General features: G+C 39.1%; 11 protein-coding genes. 8 read left to right on the top strand and 3 right to left on the bottom strand.

Going from position 1 to position 11213, the window contains the following annotated elements; genetic code table 11:
- Nucleotides 1-2: 2 nt before the first annotated feature.
- Nucleotides 3-314: a hypothetical protein gene (locus tag BUF11_RS18740; protein WP_073590386.1), complete on the top strand. Its 312-nt coding sequence runs from the start codon at nt 3-5 to the stop codon at nt 312-314.
- A gap of 112 nt (nt 315-426) precedes the next feature.
- On the opposite strand, the gene BUF11_RS18735 is transcribed toward BUF11_RS18740, so the two are convergent.
- Both BUF11_RS18735 and BUF11_RS18730 read right to left on the bottom strand, forming a co-directional pair.
- Nucleotides 427-1050 (bottom strand): response regulator transcription factor, encoded by a 624-nt coding sequence (locus tag BUF11_RS18735; protein ID WP_073590385.1) that lies wholly within the window; start codon nt 1048-1050, stop codon nt 427-429.
- A 31-nt stretch (nt 1051-1081) separates the two neighbouring features.
- Nucleotides 1082-2176 (bottom strand): sensor histidine kinase, encoded by a 1095-nt coding sequence (locus BUF11_RS18730; protein ID WP_084558760.1) that lies wholly within the window; start codon nt 2174-2176, stop codon nt 1082-1084.
- A gap of 103 nt (nt 2177-2279) precedes the next feature.
- Here BUF11_RS18730 and BUF11_RS18725 point away from each other — a divergent pair, with 103 nt between their 5' ends.
- From BUF11_RS18725 to BUF11_RS18700, 6 genes are all read left to right on the top strand, one after another.
- Nucleotides 2280-3242 (top strand): ABC transporter ATP-binding protein, encoded by a 963-nt coding sequence (locus tag BUF11_RS18725; RefSeq protein WP_242952412.1) that lies wholly within the window; start codon nt 2280-2282, stop codon nt 3240-3242.
- Between the two features lie 51 nt (nt 3243-3293).
- Nucleotides 3294-4352: an ABC transporter permease gene (locus BUF11_RS18720; protein ID WP_073590384.1), complete on the top strand. Its 1059-nt coding sequence runs from the start codon at nt 3294-3296 to the stop codon at nt 4350-4352.
- A gap of 52 nt (nt 4353-4404) precedes the next feature.
- Entirely contained in the window at nt 4405-5571 is a 1167-nt protein-coding gene (locus BUF11_RS18715) for an ABC transporter permease (RefSeq protein WP_073590383.1), read from the top strand.
- A 91-nt stretch (nt 5572-5662) separates the two neighbouring features.
- A complete protein-coding gene (locus BUF11_RS18710) occupies nt 5663-7228 on the top strand; it encodes a putative DNA modification/repair radical SAM protein (RefSeq protein ID WP_175562104.1) in 1566 nt (521 codons plus the stop codon).
- Nucleotides 7225-8013 (top strand): TIGR03915 family putative DNA repair protein, encoded by a 789-nt coding sequence (locus BUF11_RS18705; protein ID WP_084558759.1) that lies wholly within the window; start codon nt 7225-7227, stop codon nt 8011-8013. The genes BUF11_RS18710 and BUF11_RS18705 overlap by 4 nt, the downstream gene beginning before the upstream one ends.
- A gap of 59 nt (nt 8014-8072) precedes the next feature.
- Nucleotides 8073-8495 (top strand): hypothetical protein, encoded by a 423-nt coding sequence (locus tag BUF11_RS18700; RefSeq protein WP_073590381.1) that lies wholly within the window; start codon nt 8073-8075, stop codon nt 8493-8495.
- Between the two features lie 71 nt (nt 8496-8566).
- Here the strand turns inward: BUF11_RS18700 and BUF11_RS18695 are convergent, their stop codons facing one another.
- Entirely contained in the window at nt 8567-9757 is a 1191-nt protein-coding gene (locus tag BUF11_RS18695) for a GNAT family N-acetyltransferase (RefSeq protein ID WP_073590380.1), read from the bottom strand.
- 180 nt (nt 9758-9937) lie between these two features.
- On the opposite strand from BUF11_RS18695, the gene BUF11_RS18690 reads away from it, so the two are divergent.
- The gene (locus tag BUF11_RS18690; RefSeq protein ID WP_073590379.1) at nt 9938-11140 is read left to right on the top strand and encodes a class I SAM-dependent rRNA methyltransferase; all 1203 of its coding nucleotides are present in this window, start codon (nt 9938-9940) and stop codon (nt 11138-11140) included.
- The last annotated feature ends 73 nt before the right edge of the window (nt 11141-11213 follow it).

The following is an 11213-nucleotide window of genomic DNA, read 5'->3' as shown; positions in this document are numbered from 1 at the left end:
AAATGGTGTTTTTTCAAAAGAAAAATGACAGAGCAATGAACTGGCTGAAAGAGCAGAATGACAAAGAACTGGAGAAGCCAGATGATGCAGCACCATATTCACCGGATGAGTTCAGTGAAGACCAAAAAGCAGAAAATACTGCAGATGAGGATACTATAAAAGAAAAGCATAAGTCTCATAAGAACAATAAGAAGGGAATGGAGATAGAAAAGCATGATATGTCGGCATTAACATTGGCAGCTTTTCTGGTATTTATGCCCATCGCTATTCTTATTCTTGGATTATTTGCCTTGATATCCTGGCTTTTCTTTTAGGCAGCTCCTGGTTTTTCTGGCTTTGTAACAGTAATTTAGTGACAAAAGAAGCCCTGTAATTTTCGTATGAAGGAAAATTACAGGGCTTCTTTTGGCAGGATTAATTTATTCATCAGCAATTTTTATAATAAAAAATAGCAATTTGTGTACGGTCCCTTAGGGAAAGTTTCTCAAGAATCAGACTGATATAGTTTCTTACGGTACCTTCACTTAAAAATAACAATTCTGAAATCTCTTTGTTTGAAAGACCATCTGCTATTTTACATATAATTTCATATTCCTTATCCGTTATTCCGTAGCTTTCGTAATTCACCCTGCTGTTTGACTGTTGTAACAATACGGGCAGCTTCGTTATAATCTCATTTCCATAAACATTCTGTCCTTGATAAACTGCATGGAGGGCAGAGAGGATACTTTCGAAATCCTGTTTTAGCATATAGCCCTTTGCTCCGATATTCAAAGCTTTTATGATGTAATCATCATCCAGAAATGTAGTAAGATAAAGGATTTTTGCATCAGGATGAAGATGAAGTATTTTTTCTCCGGCAGCAAGGCCTGACATGGGCTCCATGCGTATATCCATCAGAAGAATATCCGGGTTGGTTTCTTCATAGAGGTTTATGGCGTCTTCTCCGCTGTTGCCGCTTCCGCATACAGTAACCTCCTTATCAGAAGAAAGAATAATTTTTAAGGAAGAGCATACAAGTTTGTCGTCATCGATAATAAGAACTTTCATATAGATCTCCATTTCTGCAGCTTTATTTGGTCTATTTTGGTATGCTGATAAAGATTTTGAAGCCATTATCAGCTGATATATTCATAATTCCCTGAAATCCCTTTACCCGGTCCATCATATTCTGCAATCCCATTCCATCAAAATAATTCTGGCTTTTATCCAGGGCTTTCAGCTTGATACGCTTTTCTTCGCTTATATGTCCATTGTCGGAAATAATCAACTGATACATGGCGGGATGCTCTCTTAGGCTTACTTGAATCTTTGTAGCATCGGAGTGCTTTACGGCATTGGAAAGCGCTTCCTTTGTAATAGCAATAAGCGCATACTTTAGCTTTATGTCGGGAGTATTACGGATGTCATAATCAAAGATTACAGGACAGAAGGTAAAATCTTTTGTCAGAGCTTCTATGGAGGTGTACAAATCAATGGATTCGTCGTACATATTGTGGATACTCGTTCGGATGCTGTCCATTCCCTGGGAAAGGGAAACTTTCAGGTCAGTTAATCCTTCTTTTTCTGTTTCATCCTTGGTTATCATAAGCAGGGCACCAATCTGTAACAGGGCACGGGAGAGGATATGGCCGACATTATCATGGATTTCCTTGGAAATACGGTTCCTTTCATTTAAAGTGGCTACATTGATTTCATAGTCCTGATTTTCAAGAAGGCTTTGGTTTCGTTCCTCCTGGAGGAGAGAGAGCTCTTTTGAGGTATCACGCTGTTCGTTGTATTCCAGCTTCATGGATTCATACAGATAGGATTTATGCTTCATGAAGGTGGAGAGTATGAATAGCAGGAAAAGGGAAGCTATAGCCTTAATATTATATTCTGTAAAGTTCATAAATAAAGGAATTAGAAGCAGAAAAACAAAATTTCCATACACTTCATATACAATGTCATAGTATATCAATGGCATTAGAAGAAGGCAGGGAGGCCAGAACTGGCAAAACCCCAATGCCAATAAAAATAAGGCCAGTTTGATACGCGGGTTTTCAATATAAGTACAGAGACAGGCCAATATGACAAACAGCAGTATTTGCACGGGTGAATAGTCAGAAGGATAGGAAAAAAGATATAAAAGCAGGCAGCCTGTCCCAAGAATCATCTTATCAGTAATAAATTGCAAAGTAATTTCCTCCTTCCATTAACAGCAAATATTTTTCCTATATCATAACAAAAGCGGTAATAAAAAGCAATTCATATTGCGAAGGAAGGCTACTTTAAGTATAATGGAAAAAAGACTTTTCGGGCAGGGTGTTCTCATGGTGATAGAAGTTAAAAATCTGGTAAAGAGATATGACAGAATAATTGCATTGGATTACTTTAATTTGATGGTAAAAGAAGGGCAGATCCACGGCATCTTAGGGCCGGCCGGCTCCGGCAAAACCACCTTATTAGACTGTATTCTTGGCCTTAAGAAATACGATAAGGGCTCCATCCTTTTATGGGGAAAGAAGATGGACAGGGATTCTTATGAATTAAAAAAAGATATTGGTGTGGTTTTAGAAGAGGAAGCTGTTTTTGAAGAGCTGACTTTGTACGAGAATATATCTTATTTTTGCAGTCTTTACGTGGGCGATAAGCAAAAGGTAAAGGAATTTACGAAAGAAACGATAGAGTTTCTGGGTTTAGAGGACTTTATTAAGCTTTATCCTAAAAAATTAAGTCCCGGACTTTTAAGAAGACTTAGCTTTGCCTGCGGAATTGTCCATAAACCAAAGCTTCTGATATTGGATGAACCAATAGAGGGGGCAGATCCCCACAGCAGAAAGAAGATAATGGATTCTATCCAGGAATTAAAAAATCGAGGAACTACTATTTTATATATATCCCAGAATATGGATGAGATAGAGCAGCTTTCGACAGAAATTACAATGCTGGACAGAGGAAGAGCTATTGCCCAGGGAACAAAGGAAGAATTAAAGAATATGATTTCCCTGGGGGAGAAGATATCCGTAGAAGTATATTCCCTGTCAGAGGAGCAGATGAAAGAGATATCACAGCTTCCCAATGTCTCGGGAACAGAGTATGATAACCGGACATTAATTATGAAAGCCAAAAAGGGGAGAAATAATCTGATGACATTATTAGATTATCTGCAGGAGCGAAAGATCCCATTTGGCAGAATTATTACAGAGATGCCTACCCTTGATGATGTTTACCTGGAGATAACCGGTAAGGAGTTAGGTTGAAAAATAAATTTTTTCACTACGTAATCACGAGAGAGGTTAAAAGACTAAATCATGAATAAAGTGAATTACTGGGAGCTTTTTTTAGATAGAATAAAACTTTTGTGCAGAAGAAAGAAAATCCTTTTTTTCTCGTTAATACTGCCCCTACTGATAATGGGAATAATTAATTTTATGATGACTGCCCTGCTTTCGGCAAGGGAAGAAGGAAACATAGAGCTCGGTATTGTAAGGGATGAGAAAGAAATGGCGGCATATTCCTTTCTCAACAAGGGAGAGTTTCATATAGTCTATGGTGACAAAGAAAAGATGCAGACCCTTCTGCTGGAAAAGAAAATAGATGCTTATCTGGTTTATAGCCAGGTTCCCGAACTTCACATGAGTGATATGGGGCGCAAGCAGGCAATCATCAAAGGGTATATTGACAGTGAAATACAAAGAATGGACAGCCAAAACAGCAACAGTAAACTGATAGTCAATATGACAGAACCTATTGCTTTACCGGATAAAAAGTGTTTGGCCTTTTTATATATAACCTCCCTGCTGTGTATTCTTGGGGCAAGATGGGGCTTTGAGGAAATGAAGGAATTGATCCCGAATCAGTCAGCGGTTAGTAAAAGGCTTCTCTTAAGTCCTGTTCCTAAGGAGAAGCTTCTCCTTTTCCATTTGGCTTGTGTATATATTTTACAGACCGGATGTATTCTGATCTTTTCTTTCATTATGTTAAAAACCATAGGGAAGCACCTTCAGTTAAGAGAGGAACTATATCTTGCAACTGTTGCGGCTGGCTCTCTTGGCAGCATATTGGCAGGAGCATTTTTTGGTACTTTAAAGAGGATAAACCAGAAGGTTAAAGATGTATTGTTGAATGGTGTGTTGATTGTAATGCTTTTAACAGCTTTTTTCACTCCGGCTGCTTCACGCTATTTCATATCCGATAAGCTTCCATACCTGACCTTTTTAAATCCGCCTGCCCTTATTACAGAAATGCTTTATTGCATTGCCTTGCAAAATGGCCTGTTTGTATTCCTAAAAGATAGTTTATTGCTGTTTGTATATACTCTTGCAGCCGGTATCTGTTTATATCTGCGGTACAAATGGCGGAAAGAGTAAAACTCGTGGGAATTAATGTGCACGGGAGGATTTACGGAAAGGAAAGAAGACCTTGACGAACGTATATAGAAAGCTTTTAAGAAATTCCATCATAATACCGGTTCTCTTACTGGTTTTGTTTATCATATCGATAAAGTATTCTTTGTACAAAGAGTCGGATGGCAGTACTTTGTCCGGGATAAAGGCAGAAGTACTGGTAATTAACAGAGACATGGGCAGTGAGCTTACTGGCAGTCTTGTGAGGTACTTAAGCAAATACTGCGAACTTGTAATATCAGACTCTCCTGATGCATATTTTGATTATTTATCCAGTGTCCAATATGATTATATTTTGGAAATCCCCCAATTTTATCAGAAGGATTTTATGAATGGAAGTGTGGACAGCGAAACATTGCCGCATCAGCCGGCTGTCAGTCTGGATGATACAGGGAGACGTGAAAGTTTACCTTTAAAATTTATGGTTGATGGGTATCTTAAGACGGCACAGACCTATCTTAATGAAAATAAGAACATAACAGCAGGAGAGCTTGTAAAAAAGCTGGATAAGGATATGCAGGGCGAGATAGGTGTATATCTGGAACAAAAAGATAGGGAATATCAGAATAATGCGTATACCCAGAGCTATCTGATGAAAGCATCTTATATACTGGTGTTTTTATGCTTTTTTGCCATAGGGAGGATTCGCAGCTGTTTTGGTGAGAGCGGGATTCGTAAAAGGCATGAAATCGCGCCTATATCAGCAGCTAAAAATGACTTCCGTCTGCTTTTATCAAATTTTGTGTTCGTTCTGTTCTGCGATGGTCTACTGTTGGTTCTTATGTTTTTATTGAATCCGGAAATAGGATTAACGTGGAATATTTTCATATATTTTATAAACTTTTTTGTATATTCCCTTTGTATTTTAGGTCTGTGCTATATGGTATCGGCTCTGGCTTTGAAGCATGGAATAAATAGTATTCTGATAATATTTTTTACAGTTGTCATGGGATTTCTTAATGGGGACATACTTGGGACAGAGAAGGAAAGTTTGATTAGCTTTGCAGAGTTTACGCCAGTTTATTGGCTTAAAAATATTAATACTGAGGTTGGAATGTTGAATAGCTTTACATGGACAGAGATTTATAAAATACTGTATATGCTGGGTGTAAATGTATTAATTGCAGGTGCATATTTCAGTATATCCCTGGTAATTAATAAGAGTAGGATGGAAAGAAAATAAAAAATGAACATTTGTTCGAAAAAATCTTGAAAATCTACTAACGCTATGCTATACTAATACAAACAAATGTTTGCGGGAGGATGGCATGAGTATTGTTATTCAGGAAAATATGACGGTACAGAAAAAGCTGGAGGTACTTTCAGATGCTGCAAAATATGATGTAGCCTGTACCTCCAGCGGTGTGGACAGAACGAATAGCGGCACTGGTAACTCCGGGATTGGAAACTCTCTGGCTTGCGGCATATGCCATACCTTTTCGGCGGATGGAAGGTGTATCTCCCTTCTTAAGATACTGCTGACTAACGAATGTATATTTGATTGTAAATACTGTATGAACAGAGCTTCTAACGATGTACTTAGAGCTACCTTTACACCGGAAGAAATCTGCGGCTTAACGATAGAATTTTACCGGAGAAACTACATTGAAGGGCTATTTTTAAGTTCAGGTGTACTTAAAAGCCCTGATTTTACCATGGAATTGATGCTTAGGACCTTAAGGATGCTTCGGGAGGAGTATCAATTTAACGGATATATTCATTGTAAGGCTGTTCCCGGAGCTGACCCTGTTCTTGTAGAGATGGCAGGCTGGTATGCAGACCGAATGAGCGTGAATTTAGAGCTGCCTACGGCAGACAGCCTGCGACAGCTTGCACCCAATAAGACCCGTAAGAATATTCTGCGGCCCATGAAGCAAATTCAGATTGGAAGAATGGAAAATAGAGGGAAACCTGCTTTTAACCGGATTCCGCTTATGGAAGAGGATGGGTATAGAGAACAGGGATTTACTAAGCTTGAACAGGAAGCTTCCGGTGACAGAGGGAATACCGGCAGCTTGATATTACCCCATGAGACAGCACGGAATGTAAGAATAGGGCAAGGAACGGCAAATACTCTGATAGCAGAGGATTTGCAGGAGATAGCGGAAGCAAGCAGCAGGAAGACTTCCTTTGGAATGATCAAAGCTCCGAGTATCAATAGAGGGTTTGTACCTGCCGGGCAGAGTACACAGATGATTATCGGTGCAACACCGGAGAGCGACTACCAGATTATATCGGTAGCGGAAGCGCTGTACCAGAAGTTTGACTTAAAGAGAGTATTTTACTCGGCTTATATCAGTATTAATGAAGACAGCTCACTTCCTGCACTGAACCAGGGACCGCCTCTTCTTAGAGAACATCGTTTGTATCAGGCAGACTGGCTTCTTAGGTTTTATGGCTTTAGGGCCACGGAATTATTATCAGAGAACAGACCGAATTTTAACATATTGATGGACCCTAAATGCAATTGGGCCATCGGACATTTGGAACAATTCCCTATAGAAGTTAATAAGGCAGATTATTATACCTTACTCCGGGTTCCGGGAATCGGAGTTAAATCAGCACAACGAATTGTAAAAGCCAGAAAAACAGCAATTCTATCCTTTGAAGACTTGAAGAAAATGGGAATTGTTTTAAAACGTGCCATTTACTTTATTACCTGCAACGGCAGAATGATGTACCCGGTCAAAATAGAAGAAAATTATATCACGAGTATGCTTTTAAGAGTGAAGGAAAAGCTGCCTTTTGATATGGAAGCTGCATCGGCCTATAAGCAGTTATCATTATTCGACGATGTAAAATTTGCATCAGCCAATGCACAGATAGGAAGTTTCATATGACAATGAAAAAGGTTTATTTTTGTGAAAATAGCCTGGAAGGCATATTCAGTGCGATTTATGATGCCTGGAGTGACAGGAATGGACATGCTAATAATGAAATTCGTCTCCTTGCCGGTGAGGACCAGGGGAATATGGAATTATTCACAGAATATATCTATGTCAAAAATTCAGAAGAGAAAATTTCGAAGGTGGCAAGGTCTGTTTACGAAAAGATATCAAATGAAGCATACGAGCTTATCTGTGGTGCATCCTGTTCCTGTGAAGCTTCCAGGGGAGATGATATTTATCGTTTTCTGATTGTCGGATTTTCTATGGGAAAGGGTGTAATCGATTGTCTCCATAATAAATATGTTATGAAGATTTTTGAACTGAACCGGAATGTATCCAATGAAGCCCATCATCTCAAAGGTTTTTTGCGTTTTCAGGAGATGGAGGAGGGAATTCTAATCAGTAAAATAGCTCCCAAGAATGATATCATAAGACTACTGGCACCTCATTTTAGTGACAGATTGAGTCAGGAAAACTTTGTGATTTATGATGAGAACAGAGATACAGCAATTATTCATCAAAAGGCAAAGCAGTGGTTTTATACAGGCGGTGAATTCTTAGATACGGATAAAATTAAAAAAATAACAGAAAAAGAAGAAAGCATTGGCAGTATGTGGAAGGCTTTTTTCTCTTCTATATCTATCAAAGAACGGGAAAATAAAGAGCTTCAAAGAAATAACCTTCCGCTTCGTTTCCGCAGTAATATGCCAGAGTTTAAGTCATCCGGTCAGGAATAATATCTGGGCAATGAGTTATACTAAACAGGTAAAATTAAATCATTTATAGGAGGACTATTATGAAAAAAAGTTTATGCCTGTTATGTTCAATATGCTGTCTCACATTATTAACATTTACCGGATGTGCTACGACAAATGATAAGAACAATTCAGCTACAACAGACGATAAGAACAAAATCGGTACAGATTATAATGATACCGGAACAAACAACACGGATACTAATTATGACAATGGTGTGACAAATGGTACAACAAACGGAACCACAAACGGTACGACTAATGGAAAGATAAATGGAACCACCAATGGTACAACTAACGGAACCACTAATGGTACCACAGGTACTACCAAAGGTACGAATAACACCATAGGAAATGATGTTAAGAACGGTGTTAATAATGCAGTTGATGATGTGGAAAATGCTTTAGACAACAACAAGAACAATACCAATACTAATACCAACACCAACGGTACTAGGAAATAACAGCAAGAGCAAGGTATAATGGCGATTTAATTTTCGGGTAAACGGGCTGTCAGGTGGCAGCCCATTTACTTTCATAAAAATGAATGATTATATTTCTGATACATATCCCCATCACGGGTGATATTCTTTTCATATAAAAACCCGGCCTTTTTTATTGCTTCTATGGATGATATATTTTGGGGAGAAATAAGGGCTGTTATCTTACCGATATCCAGACAGTTAAGGGAATAATTAAGGACGGCTTCAATTGCTTCTTTACCATAGCCCAGGTCCTGATATTTGCTGTCAATCAGATATCCGATTTCAATGGAATCCTCTCCATCAATATGAGCAGGTTCGATGCCGCATTGTCCGATAAGTCTGCCGGTCTTTAAATATACCCCCCAAAGTCCAAATTCATAAAAATGATACATATTTTTTATATAAGCCTTGTGTTTATCAATAGCTGTATCCAGGGAGTCCAGAGAAGCTTTATAAATCTGCGGAAGAAAGGAATTTACGGCAGGGTTCTTATAAATATTCATCAGAGCAGGGATATCATCCACAGACATTTCCCTTATAACAAGCCTTTTGGTTTCAGCTATGACCACAGGAAAATTATGATATCTGTTATAGGCTTTTTCCAAAAAGGCAGCGTCTATTTCGTCAAAACCTTCAATTAGGATGGCAGCCTGGCTTAAATCCTGATTGCCGGAATTGGGATTTAAGTATCCGATAACAGGAATAGCTGCTGCACAGGCGGCCTTTACCCCATTGCAGGAATCTTCTATGATAATACATTCCTCTGCCTTTAAATTCAGCTCTGACACTGCTTTTATAAAAACATCCGGAGCAGGCTTTGGGTGTAAGACAGTAGCTCCGCTTACCAGCTTAGAAAAACAGGAGGATATCTGTAAAGCCTGTGTTACTGCGGTAATCTCCTCAGGCGTAGAGGAAGAAGCGATAGCAAGAGCATATCCTTTCTGGTGTAGATGCTTAATAAGTGTAATGACATGAGGAATAGGAATGTAACCTTCCTCTTTGATAAGCTTTGCCAGTGCTTTTTTATAGAGTTCATGAAGAGAGTCAATGGTAATGGAAAGATTAAAATCCTGTATCATAGTTTTTAACATATATTCTGTTGTAGAACCGATAAAACGGTAGGGATAATCAAGAGTTAAGGATACTCCAAGTGTTTCCAGTGTATTTACGGCGGCTTTCGCATGGGTGGGTTCGCTGTCAATGATAACACCATCCATATCGAAGATAATGCCCTTTAGCATGTCTGACAACCTCTTTCTATACTTTATTTTTATATAAATCCAATCTATTATAGCAGATATCGCCTCTTCCTAACAATGATAAAATAACATGAATCAGCCGCAGCGGAAAGTATTCGCTTCGTTGACTTTCCGCATCACTATGATATAATTGGTGATAAAAGCAAAAGACAGGAGAAATACATGGAAAAAGCAATTGTAACATTAAAAAAAGGAGAAGGCAGAACCTTAAAGGCCGGCGGCATGTGGGTTTATGATAATGAGGTAGCTGGCATTACCGGGCAGTTCGAAGATGGTGATTTGATATATGTGCATGACTTTGACGGATATTATATGGGCTGTGGATTTATAAATACAAAATCAAAGATAACTGTCAGGATGCTTTCAAGGGTAAAGGGTGAAGAGATAAGCAGGAGCTTTATCAGAATGCGCGTACAGGCAGCCTGGGATTACCGTAAGAAAGTTGTAGATACCGAAAGCTGCCGCATCATATTCGGAGAAGCGGACTTTTTGCCCGGTCTTGTGGTAGATAAGTTTGCAGATGTATTGGTGGTACAGTCTCTGGCATTGGGAATAGACAAACTAAAAAAGGTTATTTTGGACGAACTTGTTGATATCCTTAAACAGGATGGTATCCTAATCCGCGGGATTTATGAACGCAGTGATGCCAAGGTCAGGGAAAATGAAGGAATGGAAAGAAGTAAAGGCTTCATAGGTGATCCCTTTGATACCAAGGTAGAAATTCTTGAAAATGGCGTTAAGTATATGGTGGATATAGCAGAAGGGCAAAAAACCGGCTTTTTTTTGGACCAGAAATACAATAGAGAAGCTATTAAAAAGCTTTGTAATGGTGCCAGAGTACTTGACTGCTTTACCCATACCGGTTCCTTTGCACTAAATGCAGGACTTGCAGGGGCTAAAGAGGTAACAGGTGTGGATGCTTCATCACTTGGCGTAAGTCAGGCAGAAGAAAATGCCCGTTTAAACGGTTTAGAGGACAGGGTGCATTTTGCCTGTGAGGATGTATTTGAGCTGCTACCAAGACTTGAAAAGGAAGGAGAGCTTTATGATGTAATTATCTTAGACCCTCCTGCTTTTACAAAGTCCAGAAATTCTCTAAAGAATGCTGTAAAGGGATACAGAGAGATTAATTTAAGAGCTCTTAAACTGATAAAGGACGGAGGATTTCTGGCGACTTGTTCCTGTTCTCATTTTATGACCCCGGAGCTTTTTGCGGAGACCATAGGGCAGGCAGCAAAAAGTGCGAAAAAAAGCCTGCGTCAGGTGGAATATCGGACCCAGGCTCCGGATCATCCGATACTTTGGGCAGCTGACGAATCCTATTATCTTAAATTCTATATATTCCAAGTCTGTGAAGAAAAATAGCGAAAGATAAAGTTTCACTCGGCAAGTTTATGTCTGCGCTGCAACCACAAACTAAAGACGCGCAAAAAGCAGT

This window comes from Anaerocolumna xylanovorans DSM 12503 (genome assembly GCF_900143645.1).
GTDB lineage: Bacteria > Bacillota > Clostridia > Lachnospirales > Lachnospiraceae > Anaerocolumna > Anaerocolumna xylanovorans.
This window is presented reverse-complemented; position numbering and strand designations above follow the sequence as displayed.

Bases quoted from the DNA above. Each gene is read 5' to 3' on its own strand.
- BUF11_RS18740 (WP_073590386.1), top strand. From the start codon at position 3: ATGGTGTTTTTTCAAAAGAAAAATGACAGAGCAATGAACTGGCTGAAA.
- BUF11_RS18735 (WP_073590385.1), bottom strand. From the start codon at position 1,050: ATGAAAGTTCTTATTATCGATGACGACAAACTTGTATGCTCTTCCTTA.
- BUF11_RS18725 (WP_242952412.1), top strand. From the start codon at position 2,280: ATGGAAAAAAGACTTTTCGGGCAGGGTGTTCTCATGGTGATAGAAGTT.
- BUF11_RS18720 (WP_073590384.1), top strand. From the start codon at position 3,294: ATGAATAAAGTGAATTACTGGGAGCTTTTTTTAGATAGAATAAAACTT.
- BUF11_RS18705 (WP_084558759.1), top strand. From the start codon at position 7,225: ATGACAATGAAAAAGGTTTATTTTTGTGAAAATAGCCTGGAAGGCATA.
- BUF11_RS18700 (WP_073590381.1), top strand. From the start codon at position 8,073: ATGAAAAAAAGTTTATGCCTGTTATGTTCAATATGCTGTCTCACATTA.
- BUF11_RS18695 (WP_073590380.1), bottom strand. From the start codon at position 9,757: ATGCTAAAGGGCATTATCTTCGATATGGATGGTGTTATCATTGACAGC.
- BUF11_RS18690 (WP_073590379.1), top strand. From the start codon at position 9,938: ATGGAAAAAGCAATTGTAACATTAAAAAAAGGAGAAGGCAGAACCTTA.